This window comes from Cytobacillus sp. FSL R5-0569 (assembly GCF_038007265.1).
Taxonomy (GTDB): domain Bacteria; phylum Bacillota; class Bacilli; order Bacillales; family Cytobacillaceae; genus Cytobacillus; species Cytobacillus kochii.
Map to the genome: position 1 here is coordinate 4,664,524 of NZ_JBBOWW010000001.1, position 22,273 is coordinate 4,686,796.

General features: G+C 37.5%; 23 protein-coding genes. 2 read left to right on the forward strand and 21 right to left on the reverse strand.

Annotation, left to right across the window (positions count from 1 at the left end; translation table 11 throughout):
- Window positions 1–73: 73 nt before the first annotated feature.
- The 10 genes from rplI to MKX78_RS23640 all read right to left on the reverse strand — a co-directional run bounded on the left by rplI (window position 74) and on the right by MKX78_RS23640 (window position 9,419).
- Window positions 74–523, reverse strand: coding sequence for a 50S ribosomal protein L9 (gene rplI / locus MKX78_RS23595; protein WP_095371350.1), 450 nt, complete (start codon window positions 521–523; stop codon window positions 74–76).
- Complete coding sequence (locus MKX78_RS23600) at window positions 520–2,493, reverse strand: DHH family phosphoesterase (RefSeq protein ID WP_251162474.1); 1,974 nt, start codon at window positions 2,491–2,493, stop codon at window positions 520–522. The genes rplI and MKX78_RS23600 overlap by 4 nt, the downstream gene beginning before the upstream one ends.
- 24 nt (window positions 2,494–2,517) lie before the next feature.
- Window positions 2,518–3,462 carry a YybS family protein gene (locus MKX78_RS23605; RefSeq protein WP_224937002.1) on the reverse strand — a complete coding sequence of 315 codons (945 nt, stop codon included), beginning with the start codon at window positions 3,460–3,462 and terminating at the stop codon, window positions 2,518–2,520.
- A 214-nt stretch (window positions 3,463–3,676) separates the two neighbouring features.
- Window positions 3,677–4,948, reverse strand: coding sequence for an MFS transporter (locus MKX78_RS23610; protein WP_341052669.1), 1,272 nt, complete (start codon window positions 4,946–4,948; stop codon window positions 3,677–3,679).
- Complete coding sequence (locus MKX78_RS23615) at window positions 4,949–5,437, reverse strand: ArsR/SmtB family transcription factor (RefSeq protein ID WP_341052672.1); 489 nt, start codon at window positions 5,435–5,437, stop codon at window positions 4,949–4,951.
- A gap of 994 nt (window positions 5,438–6,431) precedes the next feature.
- Entirely contained in the window at window positions 6,432–6,671 is a 240-nt protein-coding gene (gene rpsR, locus MKX78_RS23620; RefSeq protein WP_095371345.1) for a 30S ribosomal protein S18, read from the reverse strand.
- Window positions 6,672–6,716: 45 nt separating this feature from the next.
- Window positions 6,717–7,229 (reverse strand): single-stranded DNA-binding protein, encoded by a 513-nt coding sequence (gene ssb, locus MKX78_RS23625; RefSeq protein ID WP_095371344.1) that lies wholly within the window; start codon window positions 7,227–7,229, stop codon window positions 6,717–6,719.
- Between the two features lie 37 nt (window positions 7,230–7,266).
- Window positions 7,267–7,554, reverse strand: a complete 288-nt coding sequence (gene rpsF, locus MKX78_RS23630; RefSeq protein WP_095371343.1) for a 30S ribosomal protein S6 — start codon at window positions 7,552–7,554, stop codon at window positions 7,267–7,269.
- Between the two features lie 260 nt (window positions 7,555–7,814).
- Window positions 7,815–8,915 carry a redox-regulated ATPase YchF gene (ychF, locus tag MKX78_RS23635; protein ID WP_095371342.1) on the reverse strand — a complete coding sequence of 367 codons (1,101 nt, stop codon included), beginning with the start codon at window positions 8,913–8,915 and terminating at the stop codon, window positions 7,815–7,817.
- Between the two features lie 312 nt (window positions 8,916–9,227).
- A complete protein-coding gene (locus MKX78_RS23640) occupies window positions 9,228–9,419 on the reverse strand; it encodes a DUF951 domain-containing protein (protein ID WP_180317033.1) in 192 nt (63 codons plus the stop codon).
- A gap of 206 nt (window positions 9,420–9,625) precedes the next feature.
- On the opposite strand from MKX78_RS23640, the gene yyaC reads away from it, so the two are divergent.
- Window positions 9,626–10,243 carry a spore protease YyaC gene (gene yyaC, locus MKX78_RS23645; protein WP_095371340.1) on the forward strand — a complete coding sequence of 206 codons (618 nt, stop codon included), beginning with the start codon at window positions 9,626–9,628 and terminating at the stop codon, window positions 10,241–10,243.
- Between the two features lie 304 nt (window positions 10,244–10,547).
- Here the strand turns inward: yyaC and MKX78_RS23650 are convergent, their stop codons facing one another.
- The 11 genes from MKX78_RS23650 to rpmH all read right to left on the reverse strand — a co-directional run bounded on the left by MKX78_RS23650 (window position 10,548) and on the right by rpmH (window position 20,893).
- Window positions 10,548–11,249, reverse strand: coding sequence for a DUF554 domain-containing protein (locus MKX78_RS23650; RefSeq protein WP_095371339.1), 702 nt, complete (start codon window positions 11,247–11,249; stop codon window positions 10,548–10,550).
- A 62-nt stretch (window positions 11,250–11,311) separates the two neighbouring features.
- Window positions 11,312–12,166, reverse strand: a complete 855-nt coding sequence (locus tag MKX78_RS23655) for a ParB/RepB/Spo0J family partition protein (protein WP_095371338.1) — start codon at window positions 12,164–12,166, stop codon at window positions 11,312–11,314.
- Window positions 12,159–12,920, reverse strand: a complete 762-nt coding sequence (locus MKX78_RS23660) for a ParA family protein (RefSeq protein WP_095371337.1) — start codon at window positions 12,918–12,920, stop codon at window positions 12,159–12,161. Before MKX78_RS23660 ends, MKX78_RS23655 begins: the two co-directional genes overlap by 8 nt.
- A gap of 244 nt (window positions 12,921–13,164) precedes the next feature.
- Window positions 13,165–14,058 carry a nucleoid occlusion protein gene (gene noc, locus MKX78_RS23665; RefSeq protein WP_095371336.1) on the reverse strand — a complete coding sequence of 298 codons (894 nt, stop codon included), beginning with the start codon at window positions 14,056–14,058 and terminating at the stop codon, window positions 13,165–13,167.
- A gap of 111 nt (window positions 14,059–14,169) precedes the next feature.
- On the reverse strand, window positions 14,170–14,889 hold the full coding sequence (rsmG, locus tag MKX78_RS23670; RefSeq protein ID WP_307319120.1) for a 16S rRNA (guanine(527)-N(7))-methyltransferase RsmG: 720 nt from the start codon (window positions 14,887–14,889) through the stop codon (window positions 14,170–14,172).
- A gap of 15 nt (window positions 14,890–14,904) precedes the next feature.
- On the reverse strand, window positions 14,905–16,794 hold the full coding sequence (gene mnmG / locus MKX78_RS23675) for a tRNA uridine-5-carboxymethylaminomethyl(34) synthesis enzyme MnmG (RefSeq protein ID WP_341052676.1): 1,890 nt from the start codon (window positions 16,792–16,794) through the stop codon (window positions 14,905–14,907).
- A gap of 52 nt (window positions 16,795–16,846) precedes the next feature.
- Window positions 16,847–18,232 carry a tRNA uridine-5-carboxymethylaminomethyl(34) synthesis GTPase MnmE gene (gene mnmE, locus MKX78_RS23680; RefSeq protein ID WP_095371333.1) on the reverse strand — a complete coding sequence of 462 codons (1,386 nt, stop codon included), beginning with the start codon at window positions 18,230–18,232 and terminating at the stop codon, window positions 16,847–16,849.
- A gap of 413 nt (window positions 18,233–18,645) precedes the next feature.
- Window positions 18,646–19,269: an RNA-binding cell elongation regulator Jag/EloR gene (jag, locus tag MKX78_RS23685; protein WP_095371332.1), complete on the reverse strand. Its 624-nt coding sequence runs from the start codon at window positions 19,267–19,269 to the stop codon at window positions 18,646–18,648.
- Window positions 19,266–20,060, reverse strand: coding sequence for a YidC family membrane integrase SpoIIIJ (spoIIIJ, locus tag MKX78_RS23690; RefSeq protein WP_095371331.1), 795 nt, complete (start codon window positions 20,058–20,060; stop codon window positions 19,266–19,268). Before spoIIIJ ends, jag begins: the two co-directional genes overlap by 4 nt.
- Window positions 20,061–20,244: 184 nt before the next feature.
- Entirely contained in the window at window positions 20,245–20,610 is a 366-nt protein-coding gene (gene rnpA, locus MKX78_RS23695) for a ribonuclease P protein component (RefSeq protein ID WP_095371330.1), read from the reverse strand.
- A gap of 148 nt (window positions 20,611–20,758) precedes the next feature.
- Window positions 20,759–20,893, reverse strand: a complete 135-nt coding sequence (gene rpmH, locus MKX78_RS23700; RefSeq protein WP_016201470.1) for a 50S ribosomal protein L34 — start codon at window positions 20,891–20,893, stop codon at window positions 20,759–20,761.
- 1,050 nt (window positions 20,894–21,943) lie between these two features.
- Between rpmH and MKX78_RS23705 the strand changes: the two genes are divergently transcribed.
- The coding region (locus MKX78_RS23705; RefSeq protein ID WP_289435091.1) for a DnaA N-terminal domain-containing protein at window positions 21,944–22,273 on the forward strand (330 nt) is incomplete at its 3' end.

A 22,273-nucleotide genomic window follows, 5' to 3' on the forward strand; every position in this document is an offset into this window, starting at 1 on the left:
ATCAGCCTTCACCGATCACATTTTTTCACTCTATTATTTTACCATGAATTCTTTTGATGCGTTGTTAAATTCTTTAATTGGCTTCTTTTACATGTACATTTAACGTAGCTGATACTTCTGTGTGCAGTTTAACCGGTACTTTTGTGTATCCTAAAGTACGAATGGCGTCACTTAATTCGATTTTACGCTTGTCGATTTTAATATCATGCGCCTTCTTTAATTCTTCGGCAATTTGCTTGCTTGTAATCGAACCGAATAGACGACCGCCCTCTCCAGCTTTTGTTGAAAATTCGAGTGTCAACTTCTCCAATGTTTCTTTTAATTGTTTCGCTTCTTCTAACTCAGCTGCTGCTTCTTTTTCTTCTTTCTTTTTTTGTGCATTCAATGAACTCACATTTGAGTTATTTGCTTCTACAGCGAGTCCTTGTTTAATTAAAAAGTTATGTGCATAGCCGTCTGCTACGTTCTTCACTTCACCTTTTTTCCCTTTTCCTTTAACATCTTTTAAGAAAATGACTTTCATTCTTCTTTTCTCCCTTCTAAATACTCATCAATTGCTTCTTTTAATTTACCTTCCACATCATTGATTGAGACATCATCTAATTGAGTAGCAGCATTTGTCAAATGGCCGCCCCCTTCTAGCGCCTCCATAATGACCTGTACGTTAATATCACCTAATGAGCGAGCACTCACACCAATCATTTCATCAGCACGATAAGAAATGACGAATGAAGCTGTCACACCGTCCATTGCCAGTAATGTATCGGCTGCTTGCGCAATTAACACTTGGTCGTATATATCGTCCTCAGCACCTTTAGCAATGGCAAGGCCATTTCGGTAAAATTCTACCGTTTCAATGATTTTCGCCCGTTTAATATACGTGTCGACATCTTCTTTCAAGAATCGTTGCACAAGGACTGTATCCGCTCCTAGTCCTCTTAAATAAGATGCTGCATCAAAGGTTCTGGCGCCTGTTCTTAACGTAAAGCTCTTCGTATCAACGATAATTCCAGCGAGTAGTGCAGTCGCCTCAAGCATATCAATTTTACGATTCTTCGGTTGATATTCTAGCAATTCCGTCACTAATTCTGCTGTTGAAGAGGCATAAGGCTCCATATAAACGAGCAGCGGATTTTTTATAAAATCTTCGCCGCGACGATGATGATCAATCACAACTACATCTTCTATTTTAGCAAGCAATCGCTCTTCTATCACCATAGAAGGCTTATGGGTATCAACAACAACAAGTAAAGTATCGTCAGTTGCCAGCTCTAACGCTTGATCTGGCGTGATGAATTTCGCATAAAGCTCTTCTTTTTTCTCTATCTCACCCATTAAACGATTTACGCTTTGATCAAATTCGTCTTTATTAACGACAATATAGCCATCACGATGGTTCATCTCTGCTACCTTCTGAATACCAATGGCAGCACCAATTGCGTCCATATCCGGTCGTTTATGACCCATGACGATGACTTTATCACTTTCTGAGACTAATTCCTTTAAAGCGTGCGAAATAACGCGTGCCCGCACCCTCGTGCGTTTCTCGACAGGGTTCGTCTTCCCTCCGAAAAATTTCACTTTCCCATTTGGCTGTTTAATTGCTACCTGGTCACCACCTCTACCGAGAGCAAGGTCTAAACTAGACTGAGCTAAGACACCTAGTTCTGGCAAATCGGAAACCCCTGCTCCGACACCTATACTTAATGTGAGTGGCACATTTTGTTTTGCCGTCGTTTCTCTGACAAAATCAAGAATGGTGAATTTACTTTTCTCAAATTGATCCAAAATACTTTCGTTAAAGACGGCGATAAACCGCTCTGAAGATACGCGCTTAAAGAAAACGCCATTTTCCATGGCCCATTTATTCAGAATAGAGGTGACAAGATTATTCAAACTACTTCTTGTCTGGTCATCCATTCCTTGTGTTAAATCATCATAATTATCTAAAAAGATAATAGCAATAACGGTACGTTCATCTTCGTATAATTTTTCAATCTGCGTTTGCTCTGTTACATCAAAGAAATAAAGCAGACGTTCATCAGGCTTATGTACCACACGAAATTTGCGATCTGTTAGCGTAATGGTTTCTGATTCAATCTCTTTCTTAATGATAGGGATTAAGGCATCTGCCACATCATAAAGTGATCTCCCTACCAATGTATCTTCCCCAAAGCATGATGCCATATAAGGATTCGTCCAATCGATATAATACTCATCATTAATCAGCATAATTCCAATTGGCATCTCCATTAATGCTTCTTCCCCTACCTTTTTCACACGGTAAGATAAGGTCGATATGTACTCCTCTGTTTCCTTCCTCTGCTCATAATCAAACTTAAATAATAGGTAGAAAGGAATGCCGAAAAGGAGGAGCGCAACGAGACTCAATATCCAATTGTACAACGCCATAATCGCTAGAAGAACGACGGTTACACCAATTAAAGCAAACAGGCAATAACGCATCGTTTTCTTTTCTAAATACGAGGGCATGTTTTCAACTCCTAAACAGTAGTGTTATGCATCCCTATTATCTAATCGTTTTCTTAAATCAAATCCTATATCAATTATACCTAATATCCTCACAATATAAAGGAAGATTGGCATTAAAAAGGTAAATATGAGGATGGCAATAGGCACAATCTTTGGCCAATTCTTTAATCTGCTATAGAAGAAGATAAAGGCGAGCCCTTGAATCACCATAATTAGCTGTAAAACGAAAAGGAGATTCATAATGGCCATCGTTGTAAAAGAACCTTCCTCTGGTCTCATGACAATTTGGGCAAGGATGGTTAATAAATAATACCATAAAATACTTTTCGGGAAACTGATATCGGCAAATGAACGCCATTTTTTCACTTCAATACCAAATCTCCTGACAATGGGTACGCCAATCAGCTGAATAATAAATACATACATTGCAGAAGAAAGCACAAGGAGACTTGGAAGTAATGTCTCTAATGCAGTAATTGTCGCTTCTAACTGCTTGATAATTTGTTCTGCTTCATTATTATCTATCGTAGATAACATGTTTTTTGTCATATCCATTGATTGCTCAAGAACTACTTTTAGTTCCTCAACAAAATTGATATTCAATAGCACGTTCATGCCAGCAAAAACGAGTAAAAACATCGCTAAAAACGCTAAAGAACCACCGAGCAACATCGCTGTCCGTTCTTTCTTCAGCTTAATTAACTCTCCAATCACTAAACCTGTTAAGCCAAAGATAAGGGTTAATGGAATGGCTGTAATGGTTCCAACAATGAATGAAATCAAAATAGCCGCAACAAAAAAGATAGCCGCATCACTACGCTTATTTTTAGCGGCAAATAACATAAATGGAACCGGTAAGCCGAAAGTGACAATCGTTCCGATAATCGGCAAATAAAGGGACATCAATAGTAACACAGCAAAAGCAGCTAATAAAACTGCCCCTTCAGTAAGTTTATGTACATTTTTCAAATAGATTCACCTCTCAAATTGGGCACAAGCCCGCATCTATTATTGTATACACTCATGGATAGGTATTCAACTGAATGAATGCTTCATTTCGTGTAAATATATTCTTTCATAACCAAATCATCCTTATCTATCATAGAAAACAGGCAATCATGCAAAAAACCTCCAAGAATGAAGGTTCAATCATTCTAGAAGGTTCTCATTACGATTTTCCCTTTTATGCTTCGGTTGAAACGACCTTGGTTTGGTCAGTTTGTTGTAATAGGTTAAAAAACTGTTTATTTCTTGTATGATAAAGAATCATACAAATAATACTGCCTCCTGAAACGAGCATGATCACCCATATTGGCCACCATTCAAGAAATAAACCAAATAGGATATACCCTAAAGGTGTTGCTGCACTCGCACCTGTTTCGAGTATGGCCATCACTCTTCCACGATATTCATCTTTTGTACTTTTTTGAATGAGTACCATCACCGGAATATTAATAATCATGATTGCTGCCGCTAGGAGTAGCACGATCCCTATTAAATAAACGAAGACCACTTGATTAGAAATCTCTATCAGTTGTGGCATCCCTATTAACATTAACAATATTCCCAAGCACACCATACCAATTCCAATACTGAATGATTTATTTTTCATCTCTGCTTTTAACGACAGAATCGTACTCATTACTAACATGCCCACAGCAAAGCTACCCTCAATCAGACCAAATTGATAAGTTGGCATTTGGCGAATCGTAAGAACGAGATAAGGTAGTGCTACGGGAAAAACTGCAAACCAAAAATTCACCCATATAGACATAAAGATTAATTGCCGAAGCAAGGTTTGTTTTTTTACATAGGATAGACCAGCTCTCAACTCTGTCTGAATCGTTCCTGCTTGTTGTTTTTCTGTTTTTTCGACAAATAAGTAATAGTTAATAAAAAGACTGGCTATACCGGAAAGGAAAAATCCACATATGTTGATCATCATGAAGCTTGAGAGAGGTAATAGTCCGAAAAGGATACCTCCAAGTATTGGCCCTAATATAACGGAGAAGGAGGCAACGGCCTGGTTGAGAGACATTGCTTTTTGTAAGAAATCTGGACCGACCATATTGTATATGGAGGACATCACTGCTGAAGAATAGAAGGTATTGATGATACTGAGTACGCATGTCGCTAAATAAAGTAGCCAAATGTCCTGTGTGACAAAAATAAACAAACCACAAATAACGGCAATCCAAAAGGCACAAGCAAAATTGGTTGTAATAATGATTCTTTTACGGTTCCATCGGTCGCTCAATGTCCCAGCAAGTGGGGCGAGTATAATACGAGGTAGAATAGTAAGTAAGAGGGTAATCGAAAAGTTGACGGCCGAACCGGTAACCGCAAGAACATATAATCCTATCGCGAAACTATAAATAGAGGACCCAAACACAATCACTACTTTTGCTAAGAGAAACAGCACCAAATTCTTTTTTATGGCTGCTGATGATGGCATTTAACTTTCCCCCTCTTTCGGTAGTTTCTTAAACGAGCAATTCACTTCATAAGTATCACGATTTTTTGTCTGCTCATCAGGTTTAACCGCCTTTTTAAAATACTTCAAAAACAGCTCATCTACCTCATTTTGGAATAATTGCAGCTCTTCTTTTGTTAAAGATAAAGTCGTCCCTCTTGTACTTTTTCCTTTATCCTCAACATTCGCACCTGTTTGATTAAGATGAAATTGATTCGCCTTCGCTCGGTAATACTTTTCGATAATGCCTTTGTACTCCTTCGTTGATTCAATCTCTAAAATGTTTCCCTTATAAAGTTGCTGAATATGGTAATGGATACTACCTGCTGATTTCCCCAACTCATCTGCTACTTGCTTCGCTGTGAGCGCACTTTCCGACAGTAAAAAGATAATTTTCATTCGCAACGGATTAGAGATCAGTTTTTGTTGATGTATATCAATATTCATGGACTTCCATTCAAAAGATGTCATTTTTACCTCTCCTATCTAATTGTATTGTATGTTCTAGATTAATAATACGTTCTAACTTTTTAGAATGCAAGGTATATTTTTAAATATTCTAATTATTTAGAGTGTGGTTAACCTCAACTCAGGGAGTGTCGACCATCGGATTGATTCTTAGGAGACTCTATATGGGCACAAGGAGCGGAAATAAAAGGGGGTGGGATTCTAACCGTTGCAAATAATGAGGGCTAACTGTGTTTACACAGCTATCTTCCAATTGTTTTCGCTCTAATCTCATCAGATTTTTTACTTTGGGGCAATTTTTGACACGTTTCTGCGAATCCTATCAAATTTTTAACCTTGGTCAGGTTTTTGACGCGTTTCCACCTGAATCCTATCAAATTTCTGCTCTTGGTCATGTGTTTAACTCACTTCCTCCTGAATCCTATCATATTTCTACTCTTGGCCAGGTTTTTGACTCACTTCCTCCCGAATCCTATCATATTTCTACTCTTCTCCCATTTTTTGACTCGCTTCCGACCGAATCCTATCATATTTCTACTCTTCTTCCATTTTTTGACTCGCTTCCGACCGAATCCTATCAAATTTCTACCCTTGCCCAGGTTTTTGACTCGCTTCCGACCGAATCCTACCATTCTTCTACCCTGCTCCCATTTTTTGACACGTTTCTGACCGAATCCTATCAAATTTCTACTCTTGGCCAGGTTTTTGACACGCTTCTATCCGAATCCTATCAAATTTTTACCCTGCTCCCATTTCTTGACGCGCTTCTACCTAAATCCTATCAAATTTTTACCCTGCTCCCATTTCTTGACGCGCTTCTACCTAAATCCTATCAAATTTCTACCCCGCGCCCATTTTTTGACTCTTTTCCACCCGAATCCCATCAAATTTCTACGCTTCGCCAGGTTTCCGACTCGTTTGAAACATGTGTTCAAACTAAATTAAACCTAAAAAAACACAGTAGGCGCGAAGCCTACTGTGTTCGAACATTTACTTATTATTCACCTGAAACGAATGGAAGTAATGCCATTTGGCGAGAACGCTTAATAGCAATCGTTAATTTACGTTGGTATTTAGCGTTTGTGCCTGTTACACGACGAGGTAAAATTTTACCACGTTCAGAGATGAATTTTTTTAGAAGATCTACATCTTTATAATCGATGTGAGTGATTCCGTTTGCAGTAAAATAGCAAACTTTACGACGTTTCGCACGTCCTCCTCTGCGTCCACCAGCCATGTTTTGTCACTCCTTTTCCTATTATTTTTTCAAAGCCTTATTGGTTTAGAACGGAAGATCGTCATCGGAAATATCGATTTGACCGTTATTAGCGAATGGATCTTGATCTACACGAGTTTGGCCTTGGTTGCTGCGGTTATTATCATATGGTCGTTGATTCTGATTATTGTTGCCACCATAAGAATAATCATCTCTCTGGCCACCATATTGATTCGAGCCACCTTGTGAGCCTGCAGCATTTCTTGGTTCCAGAAACTGTACGCTTTCTGCCTGAACTTCAGTCACATATACACGTTTGCCATCTTGTCCTTCGTAATTACGTGTTTGCAAGCGTCCATCGACACCAGCTAGGCTTCCTTTTTTAAGGAAGTTCGCTACGTTTTCAGCAGGCTTTCTCCAAACAACGCAATTAATGAAATCCGCTTCTCTGTCTCCATTTTGATTCGTAAATGTACGATTCACAGCAAGAGTAAAAGTAGCCACTGCTACTCCATTCGGTGTATAACGTAATTCTGGGTCTTTCGTTAAACGCCCCACTAGAACTACACGATTCATCATCAGAATCAACTCCTTTCGATAAAATTAAGCATATTTATTATTTCTCGTCTTTAACAACGATGTATCTGATAATATCTTCACTGATTTTTGCAAGACGAGTGAACTCATCAACTGCTTTAGAATCAGCATTAATGTTTACTAATTGGTAGTATCCATCACGGAAATCATTGATTTCGTAAGCTAAACGACGCTTACCCCAGTCTTTTGACTCGTTGATTTCAGCACCGTTATCAGTAAGGATTGCGTCGAAACGCTCAACTACAGATTTCTTTGCCTCATCTTCAATGTTTGGACGGATGATGTACATAACTTCGTACTTTTTCATCACTTTCACCTCCTTTTGGTCTAAACGGCCCGTGTGAGGGCAAGGAGCAATTATTCATTACTCACAAGGTAAAAGTATATCATACATTTGATCAATATGCAATTGCCTCAAAAGGAAAAACAGAGAGACGAAACATAAAAAGAAAAAAACGAATAGGATGAAATATTTTTTGCGGTTAAAGCATTATGACGATCCGCCTCTGTAACTCTATAGAAAAACCCCAATAAATCCTTTGTTACAAGAATTCATTGGGGATTTTATCAAACGTTAAATCGGAAGTGCATAACATCTCCGTCTTGAACGATGTATTCTTTTCCTTCTAAGCGAACTTTTCCAGCTTCTTTCGCTGCATTCATATTGCCAGCAACGACTAGGTCGTCGTAGGAAACTGTTTCAGCACGTATGAAGCCTTTTTCGAAGTCACTATGGATGACACCGGCACATTGTGGTGCTTTCATTCCTTTACGGAAAGTCCAAGCACGTACTTCTTGTACGCCAGCTGTAAAGTAAGTAGCTAAGCCAAGTAAGCTGTACGATGCTTTAATCAATTGATCTAAACCTGATTCTTCAATACCAAGCTCTTCAAGGAACATTTCCTTCTCTTCTCCTTCAAGCTCAGCAATTTCTGATTCGATTTTTGCACAAATGACAATCACTTCTGCATTATCTGCGGATGCAAATTCTTTTACTTTTTGAACGTATTCATTAGTAGAAGGATCAGCCACATCATCTTCACCAACATTCGCTACATAAAGCATTGGTTTAATCGTTAGTAAGTGTAACCCTTTAACCAATTTCATTTGTTCTTCTGTAAATTCTACTGTTCTTGCAGGTTGATCTGCTTCGAAAGCTTCTTTTAATTTTTCAAGAATTTCTAATTCAAAAACAGATTCCTTATCTTTTTGTTTCGCAAGCTTACTTACACGTACAATGCGTTTTTCAACGGATTCTAAGTCAGCTAAAATCAGTTCCAAGTTGATTGTTTCGATATCATCAATCGGATTCACTTTTCCTGATACGTGGGTAATATTATCGTCAGCAAAACAACGAACCACTTGGCAAATCGCGTCAACTTCACGGATATGTGAAAGAAACTTATTACCAAGTCCTTCACCTTTACTTGCCCCTTTAACAATTCCAGCAATGTCTGTAAATTCAAAAGCGGTAGGAACCGTTTTCTTTGGTTGAACAAGTTCGGTTAACTTCGCTAATCTTTCATCCGGTACTTCAACAATACCGACATTAGGATCTATCGTACAAAACGGGTAGTTCGCTGATTCAGCACCCGCTTGAGTTATTGCATTAAATAAGGTGGATTTACCAACGTTCGGCAAACCGACAATTCCAGCTGTTAATGCCATTTAGGTCACTCCTAATCATTTAATCTATCTAAGAAAAATTATTAATCGATTTTTATACAAGCCTTTAACAATTATAGAGATTTGTATAAGAATAAGCAAGTTCACTGTGCGTTTTAAGAAAAGCGCAAGCCGCCCGTCTATCAGCTACAAGCATAAGATAAGATGAGCCGGTGCAAAGGTTGTTCTTTAACCTGTTTGACGGATTGGCCTAGACCATAGAGCCGGATGGCACCTGGAGCTAGACATGAAAACTCATTGAAAAAATCACATTTTCTTATCTAAAAAAATGGTAAAGATAACCTTTACCATTGATTACGCCAATACTTTTTTTAGTTTTCTTGTAAATTCTCTTCTTGGAATCATTACACTATGACCGCAACCTTCACATTTAATGCGAATATCCGCGCCCATACGTATAATTTTCCATCGATTTGCTCCACATGGGTGAGCCTTTTTCATCTCAACAATATTATTAAGATCAAATTGTTTTTCTTCCAATTTCATCACCCTTTTCTTCACTTCTATTTCACTATTATACCTTGTCCTACTAATATATTTCCAATAAACATCAGAGGAAAATATATTTCGTGTCCTAATCACGTATAGAATGAGTGAATATTCCGTATACTATTACTACTATTCAATTCAATCGCTAAAAAAGAAAGTAAAGCGCTCTTTTCTATAGAGTGACATTGAAGGAGTGACGCTTGATGAATTTTTATCCACGTATTTTTGATAAGAAACCTAAATTAACCTCTCGGATTCCACACGATGAACAAAGTGCTACTAATAAACTTGCTCATGAAATCAAGCAGTTCCTCCCGAGTAATATACAAGAAAGACCATTCGTCCTTATTTGTATCGGTACGGACCGCTCTACCGGTGATTCGCTCGGTCCATTAGTTGGAACCTTATTAAAAGAACGATCTATTCCTAACCTTCATGTATTCGGCACATTAGAAGACCCTATTCATGCAGTAAATCTATCTGAAAAACTGTCATATATTGAAGAACAATTTCCTAATGCTTTTATTATCGGCATTGATGCCTGCTTAGGGCGTGTAAAAAGTGTGGGGATTATTCAAATTGCTGATGGTCCTGTTAAACCAGGTGCTGGAGTAAATAAGGATTTACCTGAAGTTGGTGATATACATATCGCTGGCATCGTCAATGTGAGCGGGTTTATGGAGTTTATGGTATTACAAAATACAAGACTGAGCTTAGTCATGAATATGGCCAAAACCATTGCCAATGGCATCCATGAAGTAACGATGATGGAAAAAGCAAAATTTATCCCTATCGACTGGGGTAAAGAACAGACTTTATAATGTGACACAAGAGTTTCCGACTGACAATAAATATGAGAGCTACCGATACGTGACGATTTTCGTTTTTCCAGACGCAAATCGCCGCGTATTTTCTTTGGAATCGACATAAATAAAGACATTTTGGAAATCTGATTTGATGAGGCTGAAATGCATTAAACCATGATGAAGAAAGGAAGCAGGTTGTGTAGTCTAACTGCTTTTGCCCATGAATCTCTCGAATATCTCATTCAACCCCTGTATGAAGACTTGAAACCAAAGAAAAAACGAACAATCCATGCCTATCAAGGATTGTTCGTTACCTAAATTAAAAGAAGTAATAGAAAGAAACGACAAGGGCGGTGACAAAAATACCCGGTAAGAGATTTGCTACCCTGATTTTTGTTAAGCCCATTAAGTTTAAGCCGATAGCAAAAATCATTAAGCCGCCTGTAGCTGTCATTTCTAGAATAAAGCTGTCCATCCACGCTTGGGGAATCCATTTATCAATTTGTGTCGCAAATAACGCAATCAATCCTTGATAGATAAAGACTGGGATGGCTGAGAATATGACACCGATACCTAAAGTGGTCGTTAAGATTAGAGCCGTGAAGCCATCTATAATTGATTTTGTATATAAGACCGAATGATCTCCACGGATCCCACTATCTAACGCACCGATGACACCCATTGCACCAATAACAAAAATTAATGTTGCTGTGACAAATCCCTGAGAGATGCTACCTTGATGATTGGATCCAATTTTATTTTCTAATAGAATACCGACTTGATTGAGTCTATCTTCTAATTTTAACCATTCTCCAAGCATCGCCCCAAAAACGAGGCTAAGAATGACCACTAAGAAGTTTTCACTCTTAAGCCCCATCTGTAAACCAAGTACCATTACTGCCAAGCCAATAGCTTGCATCACTGTATCTTTCATTTTTTCAGGGATACGATTAAGGAACTTACCGATTAATGTACCGACAATAATTAATAGTGAATTGACTACTGTACCTAATAAAAACATTAGAGCTACCCAAATATACTTTCTATCTTTTCATGATGTCTATCTAGCAAACGACTAAGCGGCTAGATGGATTCTTTTTGCTGATCTAAAAGATCCAGTATTCGCTCCAAATCGTCGTTAGAAAAGAATTCGATTTCTATTTTCCCTTTCTTTTTTCCTTTTTTAATATGAACGTTCGTGCCGAACCTTTCTCTAAGCGAAGATTCATGTGATTGAATAAACACATCTTTATTTTCCTTCTTCTTTGTTTCACGTGGAACTTTTTCGTTTAATTGCCCGATCCATTGTTCTAACTGCCTTACATTTAAAGAGTCTTTTAACACTTTTTCTACTACTGTATCCATAAGGGATTTTTTCTTTAACCCTAACAGCGTCCTACCATGACCCATCGTTAATTTTCCATCAGCAATCATCTCTTGTACTTTAGCTGGCAGTGAAAGCAAGCGAATATGATTAGCAATATGCGGTCGGCTTTTTCCTAATCTCTTAGCCAATTCCTCTTGTGTGATTTTTAGTTTTTCAATTAATAATTGATAAGCTGCACCTTCTTCAATCGGCGTTAAATCTTCCCTTTGAAGGTTTTCTAATATAGCTAATTCCATCATTTGTTGTTCTGATAGATCGCGAATAATGACTGGCATCGTCTGCATATTTGCCTCTTTTGCTGCCCGATACCTTCTTTCACCAACAACAATTTCATAACCTTTAATACTTTTACGAACAATAATTGGTTGGAGGATTCCGTGTGTGAGAATCGATTGTTTTAGCTCTTCTATACTCTCTTTTGTGAAGATTTTTCGCGGTTGATACGGATTAGGACGTATTTCCTTAAGTTTGATTTCTTCAATTATTTCTTCACTTTCTTTGTCCACATTCGTAAAGAAGGCATTAAGCCCTTTACCTAACCCCTTAGCCATTTGTTAACACTTCCTTTGCTAAGTCTAAGTATACTTCTGCTCCGCGAGACTTTGGATCGTATGTGATAATTGGCTCACCATGACTTGGTGCTTCACTTAAGCGTACATTTCTAGGAATCACCGTGCGATACACTTTATCTTGAAAGTACTTTTTCACTTCTTCAATGACTTGAATACCTAAATTCGTTCTTGCATCCAACATTGTTAACAAAACGCCCTCAATACGAAGATCTTGATTTAAATGTTTTTGCACAAGTCTCACCGTATTTAACAGTTGACTTAATCCTTCAAGCGCATAATATTCACATTGTACAGGAATTAATACGGCGTCAGATGCTGTTAAAGAATTCAGCGTTAGTAATCCTAGTGATGGAGGACAATCGATAATAATATAATCATAGTTTTCCTTCACGTCTTCTAAAGCTCTCTTTAACCGAACTTCTCTTGATATTGTTGGTACAAGTTCAATTTCCGCCCCTGCTAGTTGAATCGTAGCAGGTATTATATGCAGTTTCTCTACAATTGTTGGTTTGATGGCTTTACTTGCTTCTAAATCGTCCACTAATACATCATAAATGCAGTAATCCACTTCTGCCTTCTCAATACCAATACCGCTCGTTGCATTACCTTGTGGGTCTATATCTACAAGCAACACCTTTTTGCCCATAGAAGCTAGACATGCACCTAAGTTCACTGCTGTTGTTGTTTTTCCTACGCCACCCTTTTGGTTAGCTAAAGCAATCGTTTTCCCCACCTGAACTCACCTGCTTTCTTCACATGTTTGTTTTTCTACGTATGTAATCTATTAAAAACCCCTATTAAAGACATCATTGTTTTAGTACGCATTCACTTTTTTCGAACGCACGAATCTATTTTATCATGAACGTGAGGGGAAGAATAATTATTTTAAGAAAAATAAGAAAATCTTCCAGATGCTATTTTCTGGATAAAAAAAGAGCCATATCTCGCAAAAGTTGATTTGAGATTGGCTAGGTCATTTATTTTTTCTTTTTTGGAATTTTGATTGTTATTTGATAGAATTCATCAAATTCTTCTTCTTGTGAATCTAAGTTTATGCCACTATCAGAGACCATTGAAAGCGATTGGCGAATCGTGTTGACAGCAATACGCATATCTTTACTAAATGCTTTTCTTCTTGGTTTTGCCTTTGGTTGATCTTTTTCTAATAGCTTTACCACCCGGTCCTCTGTTTGCTTTACATTTAGCTGTTTTTCAACAACTTCAGCTAATAAGCTAACTTGCTTCTCGTGGCTTTTTAAAGGAATAAGTGCCCTTGCATGTCGTTCTGTTATTTCTTTTCTTAAAAGGGCTTCTTGTACTTCATCTGGTAATTTCAACAACCTTAATTTATTGGCTACTGTTGATTGCCCTTTTCCTAGACGTTGTGCCAATGCTTCCTGTGTTAAGTTATGTAACTCTAGTAGCTTTCCATAAGCAACGGCTTCTTCAATAGGCGAAAGCTCTTCACGCTGCAAGTTTTCAATAAGCGCAATTGAGGCCGTTTCTGTATCACTCATATTCTTGACAATGGCGGGAACTTCTTCCCAACCCAATTTATTCATTGCACGCCAGCGACGCTCACCTGCAATAATTTCAAATTGATTGTCACCGTATTCTCTAACGACAATTGGCTGAATAATACCGTGAATATGAATTGTACGAGAAAGCTCTTCTATTTTCTCATCATCAAATATTGTCCGAGGCTGAAAACGGTTAGGAACGATTTGATCGATAGGGATCTTCTTTACCTCTTCCTGGCTTGCTAATGTCTCTGCCTCTTCCATTTCCATATCTGCTTGTTCGTCTAGCTTGTCTTCATTTGTTTTTTCCTTTTCGCCTAGGCCAAAAAGGCGTGAGAAAGAATGCTTCATCACCCTGCACCACCTTTACGAAACTCCCTATAACCTATTCTCTACAAAGTAGACAATTCCTGCGATTGTCTATCAATTTATAGTGATATAAAAAACCATATACGCTCAAATTCACGATTCAATCGGTGATTTATTAGGCGTTCCCGGCTTTCTTGGATATTTATTAGGGGTAGATTTTTCTTTCTTAATTACTAGAATGTTTCTTTCACTTTCTTCTTCTGGTAATGTGAAAGTGTGTGAATCTATCAGTTTACCACCAAAGGTTGTTATCGCTTTGTTTGCTTTATCTAGTTCTTGTTCAGCCCCTGCACCTTTCATAGCTAAAAAGGTACCACCGACTTTGACTAAGGGCAAGCATAATTCACTCAGTACTGACAATCTTGCTACCGCCCTAGCTGTGACAAGATCAAAGCTTTCGCGGTATTTTTTGTTTTTGCCAAACGTCTCCGCGCGATCATGTACAAATTCGACATGATCTAATCCAAGTTTTTCAGCTAAATGATTTAAAAAACCAATCCGTTTGTTTAATGAATCAACGATGGTCACTTGTATTTGAGGAAAGGCAATTTTTAAAGGGATACTTGGAAAACCAGCTCCAGCTCCAACATCACATACCTTTAACGGCTGGTTGAAATCGTAATAAAAGGCAGCTGAGATGCTGTCATAAAAATGCTTTAAATATACTTCATCTTTTTCTGTAATGGCCGTTAAGTTCATTTTTTCATTCCATTCAACAAGCGTCGAATAGTACAATTCATACTGTTCCATTTGCTGCTTGGAGAGGGAAATTCCCTTCTCCTCAAGCAAATGAACAAATTGTTCTGTATTCATGCGTTCAATCCTCTCTTATTCATTAGCCACTTTCGCAATTCTTCCTTGTTCTAAATAAACGAGTAGAATAGAAATATCTGCTGGGTTTACACCAGAAATACGAGATGCTTGTGCTAAAGATAGAGGACGCACTGATTTCAATTTTTGACGTGCTTCAGACGCAAGCCCATTGATATCATCATAATCGATTTGATCTGGAATTTTTTTGTTTTCCATTTTTTTCAGTCTGTCTACTTGTTGTAGTGATTTTTCAATATAGCCCTCATACTTAATCTGTATTTCTACTTGTTCTTTTACATCATCATCTAACTCACTCGTTGCTTTAGCGAGCTGTTCAATATGAGTATAAGACATTTCTGGTCTTTTTAATAAATCACTTGCACGTATCCCATCTTTTAATTCACTTCCACCTAGGGATTGAATTAAACCTTGAACCTCAGCATTCGGTTTTAAAATAATCTTCTTTAAACGCATTTTTTCTTCTTCAATTTGCTGTTTTTTAGACAAGAATTTTTGATAACGTTCCTCACTAATCATGCCCACTTTATAACCTACTTCTGTTAAACGAAGATCCGCATTGTCATGGCGTAATAATAGACGGTACTCCGCTCTAGAAGTTAATAAACGATAAGGTTCGTTCGTCCCCTTTGTTACTAAATCATCAATAAGGACCCCGATATAGCCATCAGAGCGACTTAAGATTACTTGCTCTCTACCAAGTGAATGCAGCGCTGCATTCATCCCTGCCATTAGACCTTGACCGGCTGCTTCTTCATATCCGGATGTCCCATTTATCTGGCCGGCAGTATAAAGGTTTTTCACTTTTTTCGTTTCCAATGTTGGCCATAATTGCGTCGGTACAATGGAATCATATTCAATTGCATAACCAGCTCTCATCATTTGCACATTTTCTAAACCTGGAATCGTCCGCAAAATGTCTTGTTGTACATCTTCAGGTAAACTAGTTGATAACCCCTGTACATAAACTTCTTGCGTGTTTCTCCCCTCTGGTTCAAGGAAGATTTGATGTCTTGGTTTGTCATTAAAACGAACCACCTTATCCTCAATTGACGGGCAATAACGAGGACCTGTCCCTTTGATCATACCAGAATACATCGGAGAACGATGTAGGTTATTGTCGATGAGCGTATGCGTTTTTTCGTTCGTGTATGTTAACCAACATGGCAGTTGTTCCGTAATATATTTAGTCGTTTCATATGAGAATGCTCTCGGTACATCATCACCTGGTTGTATTTCTGTTTTACTATAATCAATTGAATGACTATTTACGCGCGGTGGCGTTCCCGTTTTAAAACGAACCATATCAAAACCTAAAGCCTCTAGATGTTCGGACAACTTAATCGATGGTTGTTGATTATTCGGTCCACTTGAATACTTTAATTCTCCTAAGATAATTTCTCCACGGAGGAATGTACCGGTAGTAATAACAACAGATTTCGCATAATAAGTTGCGCCCGTTTGCGTAATAATACCTCTACATTCACCATCTTCAACAATTAAACTTTCCACCATACCTTGTAATAATGTTAAATTCTCTTGGTTTTCCAATGTTTTTTTCATTTCATGCTGATACGTAAATTTATCCGCTTGTGCTCTTAATGCTCTTACTGCGGGGCCTTTACCTGTATTAAGCATACGCATTTGGATATAGGTTTTATCAATATTTTTCCCCATTTCGCCGCCTAATGCGTCAATTTCCCGTACGACAATTCCTTTCGCCGGTCCACCAATTGAAGGGTTACATGGCATAAAGGCAACCATATCAAGATTGATTGTGACCATTAAAGTTTTTGCCCCAATTCGAGCTGAGGCAAGACCTGCTTCAACTCCTGCATGACCGGCACCGATAACAATAACGTCATATGAACCTGCTTCATAAGCCATTTCATTTTACCTCCCTTTTCTTTTTTTATATTTATATCAACGGTTTTTTTTCTTATTTTCCAAGACAGAACTGAGAGAATAACTGGTCAATTAAACTATCTTGTACACTATCTCCAATAATCTCACCTAGAATTTCCCATGTTCTTGTCAAATCTATTTGTACGATGTCAATCGGTGTGCCCAGATCAACACCCTCTATTGCGTCATTAATTGAATTTATCGCTTGGTGTAAAAGAGCAATATGTCTTGAGTTAGAGACATATGTCATATCTTCTGCTTCAATGGAGCCAGTAAAGAATAATTCAGAAATCGCCTCTTCAAGCTCGTTAATTCCTTGTTCTTCTAATAAAGAGGTTGTCACTAGCTTCTGATTAGCTGCGAGCTGTCTCACTTTTTCCATATCAATCTTTTGTTCTAAATCGGTTTTATTCACGATGACAATAACATCCATGCCTTCGACCGCTTTAAATAAATTCATATCCTCATCCGTAAGCTCATCCGAATAGTTCACAACGAGTAAAATAAGATCCGCTTCTTTTAATACTTGTCGTGATCTCTCTACCCCTATTCTTTCAACAATATCTTCTGTTTCCCGAATACCAGCTGTATCTACTAATTTTAATGGCACGCCTCTTACGTTCACATATTCTTCTATTACATCTCTTGTCGTACCTGGGATATCTGTCACGATCGCTTTATTCTCATGGACTAGGCTATTTAATAACGAAGATTTACCAACATTCGGGCGTCCAACGATTACCGTTGATAAACCTTCACGTAAAATTTTCCCTTGTTGGGATGTACGTAGTAACTGCTCGATTTCCTTTTTAACGAAGCTTGCCTTCTCTAATAGTAACTGATGGGTCATTTCCTCGACATCATCATATTCGGGATAGTCAATATTCACTTCCACATGGGCAAGTACTTCTAGAATTTCCTGTCGTAACCTTTGAATTAAGTTTGACAATCTGCCTTCCATTTGACCTAAGGCGACATTCATTGCCTTATCCGTTTTCGCTCGGATTAAATCCATCACTGCCTCCGCCTGCGATAAATCAATGCGCCCATTTAAAAAAGCACGCTTTGTAAATTCACCTGGTTCAGCTAAGCGAGCACCATTTGTCAACATCAATTGCAGGACGCGATTGACAGAAACGAGTCCACCGTGACAGTTAATCTCAATCACATCTTCTTTTGTAAACGTCTTTGGACCCTTCATGACCGAAACCATTACTTCTTCTGCAACTTGGTCAGTCTTCGGATCAATAATATGGCCATAATGAATTGTGTGAGATGGGACTTCTTTCAAACGTTTATCTCCCACACTTTTAAATAAATGATCCGCTATATCAAAAGCTTCAGGTCCGCTTAGCCGTACAATTGCAATTGCGCCTTCACCCATAGGAGTAGATATAGCAGCTATTGTATCAAGTTCCAAGCGGCTTCACCTCATTTCATTTTTATCTATAATTACTCATCCTTCAATCTATGAAAAAAATTATTTCCCAAAAAAACAGAATATCATATGCAAACAATTATTAAAAGCAAGATCATCCTCGTCAAAAATCCCCGAACTAAGGAAAATACCTGTTATCAACAGTATAGACAAATTTTTTTCTTCTAAAAATTATCCACAGAAACCAAGTCGGTATTATGCTCTATTTTAACTTATCCACATGTGAATAACAATCATACAATGCTGAATTCATTATTTTCCTCTTTGACCAATTCTTTGTGAAAAAAGCTGCGAATGTTTTCTAAGCTCTTTCGGAACTTCCGAAAGAGTTCTGAAGTAATTGCGCGTTTATCCATAAAAAAAGAGCGTCCGCTTGGACACTCTCTATAAAAAAATTAATTTTTAACTGGTGAAATGACAATATGTCGATGAGGATCATTGCCATCCGAATACGTTTCTACTTTCTTATCATGAGACAAAGCAGAGTGGATCACTTTTCTCTCATAGGAAGGCATAGGCTCAAGCGAGACCTTTTTACCAGTTTTAATTGCCTGGCTTGCTAATCTTTCAGCAAGCTGCACCAACGTATCAATTCTTCTTTGGCGATAGTTTTCTGCATCTAATATAATATTAAAATATTGATCAGAATATCTGTTGACGACAAGCTGTGTAAGATACTGCAAAGAGTTTAATGTTTGACCTCGTTTACCTATTAATAAAGCAATTTTATTACCAGATAGAATAAATTCAACATTTTTACCGTCTCTAACAGTTTCAATTTCAACCGGCGCGCCCATTTTCTCACTGACCTCTAATAAAAATTTCTCCGCTTCTGCAATCGGATCCATTTTCATCGTTGCTTTTATCACTGCAGGACGGGATCCGAATATACCAAGGATCCCTTTCCTTCCTTCATCGAGAATCTCTATTTCTACACGATCCTCTGTTGTTTGTAATTGAGCTAAAGCCGAATGTACTGCTTCATTGACGGTTTGTCCTGTAGCAGTTATTTCTTTCACTTTTTCGCTCCTCCCGCAGGTTGTGTTTCTTTAGATTTTTTTAAATCTGGACCTTTAATGAAATAAGTTTGTACAATCATAAATAAGTTACCAACTACCCAATATAGAGAAAGAGCCGCTGGGAAATTAATAGCAAAAATAACGATCATGATTGGCATTAACCATAACATCATTTTCATTTGCGTTGCCATCATTTCATTCGCACTAAAGTCTTGTCCAGCCATCATCATCTTCTGTTGAATGAACGTTGTAATACCTGCTACAACTGGCAAGATATAATATGGATCGGCATCGCCAAGATCAAACCATAAGAAGTTATGATTAGCAATTTCTCGCGTTCTTGAAATCGCATGATAGAATCCAATAAGAATCGGCATTTGTACTAACAATGGTAAACAACCCGCCAATGGGTTTACACCATGTTTTTGCATTAATTCCATGGTTTCTTGTTGAAGCTTTTGTTGTGTCTTTTGATCTTTAGAACTATATTTTTCACGTAGCTTTTGCATCTCAGGCTGTACTGCCTGCATTGCTTTAGAACTCTTAGTTTGTTTAATCATCAATGGTAGAATTACTAGACGAATCAGAATTGTTACGACAATAATCGACAAACCATAGCTTCCGCCCATAAGGCCTGCAATTTTAATAATAAGCCATGATAGCGGATAAACGATGTATGAGTTCCAAAAGCCTTCACTCTCGGAAGTAATTGGCTCATTAAATTCAGTACACCCTGCTAAAAGTACGGTGACTAGAATTAGACCAACCAATAAAGGTATTCGCTTTTTCAACCGTTATTTCCTCCTTAATGCCTAGATAATATTGTTACAGTTTTTCTATCATCTCTTCATTTTTACTGAGAATCGAATAAACTGATTTTACTCATGGTATGTATTTTATCATCTTTTCCTCATATGTCATATGAATAAAAGATGTCTTTCCCAAATTTCATAAAAAAAAGCTCTTTTTATGAAATTATGACTTATTATTTCCATGTTTATGTGTTTTAACAACCCGAGAAAGCTTCAAAACATGCATTAAGCTTTTCTTAATTTCAAAAAAGCTCATTTCAGCAGTTGGCTTTCGTGCGATAATAATAAAGTCATAATTTGGTTTTAACTCTTGATCCAGCTCATGAAAGGCCTGTCTAATATAACGCTTGATTTGGTTCCTTTTGACAGCGTTACCAAGCTTCTTACTAACAGATAATCCTATTCTAAAATGAGACTGGTCATTTCTTTGTAAAGAATAAACAACAAATTGCCGGTTAGCAAATGACTTACCTTGTTTAAAGGCTTCTTGAAATTCTTTATTCTTCTTTACTCTAAATTCTTTCTTCATGTCATTTACACCTTCTTTTTCATACACGGTTCGTAACAGCTCATGTATAAATAAGTCTTATATTCTCTATTTGGGCAATCGATCAATCATGCGTTTACTCACTATTTTTACACTATTACGTGAAAAAAGACCACTGATTTTCAGTGGCCTAAGCAGATAATACTTTTCTTCCTTTACGACGGCGGCGTGCTAGAACGTTACGTCCGTTCGAGCTGCTCATACGGCTGCGGAATCCATGAACTTTACTTCTTTTACGTTTATTTGGTTGATAAGTTCTTTTCATTATATGACACCTCCCTGAGGAATAGCTGTTAAAGACAGTCTTATTAATTATATAGATGCTACCTAAAGATTGTCAACTATCCATCGGATGATTAACCTTTACGCGCAACTTTTTTCAAAAAACATCACTGTACTGAATTTTACTTTGTTTCGTCTCCAATGTCACCCTCATTTCAATAGTATTTTTTGGTTATTGGGGAAACCCATTGATTGCGAGCCTGTATAGCAATGATTGAAGGGCTATTTTCTTATAAATTTTTTTAATAGCTGATTTTAAATTAGCCGTTTTGTTTTAACCTGTTTTACAAGTTTTTTGGACTTAGACTTTAGACCTCTTTTCATTCTCACGTTTTTGGATCAGACTTCACTTCTCGTTCCATGTCTAATTATGAGCATTGGCGACTTTCTCCATGCGAACAAGTTATACAAATTACCTTCATAATCATTCAACAGGTCTCATGGTCACAATTAAATTTATGTGTCATTATGATTGATTCCATTTTTGTTGTACTCATGATTCCTTTTGCACATCCGCTATAATCTAGTTCCATATTGTTTGTAAGTCCATTAATTTAAATGTCCTGTTTTTATAAGAAGACTGTCTTCCATCTATTTATCCACGTATTTATCATTCAGCATATATTTTTACTTGTGGATACTTTTTTCGACAAATTTATTTTATCCACACTACATATAGACAAGTTTTTCACAAAAACACTACCTGTGGACAATTGTTATAAACAGGTTGTTTCACTTGTGGATAAGCATTGAAAAAACGTTGCATGCTCTTGTTATTTCTGTTATCATATTTGTGTTTTCACACTTAATAACTGAACGGTATATATTTTATTATCCACAGATTGTGGATATCATGTGGACAGGTTATACAACCCCTATGTAAAAGGTTGTCCACAGGTGGTGGATATTGTCGAAATGTCGCCTTTTTTCCTTATTATATATTTTTCCACATCTTATTTTATTCATTTTTTCTATATAAACATTTTTGTGGGCATTTTCAGCCGTTATTTTCAAAGAAAAGGAGGGATCATCATTGGAAAATATATCTGACCTATGGCAGCAGGCTTTAGCAAAAATAGAAAAGAAAATTAGTAAACCAAGCTTTGAAACCTGGATGAAGTCAACTAAAGCACATAATCTTCAAGGAGACACATTAGTGATCAAAGCACCTAATGAATTTGCTCGAGATTGGCTAGAAGAGCGCTATTCTCCATTAATTTCCGAAACAATAAAAGAAGTTACTGGTGAACGACTCGAAGTTAAATTCATTATTCCGCAAAACCAGAACGAAGAAGAGCTTGAAGCCATCAGCCCGGCTAAAAAGAAGCCAGTCGAAGAGGAATCCCAAGACATTACCTTCAAT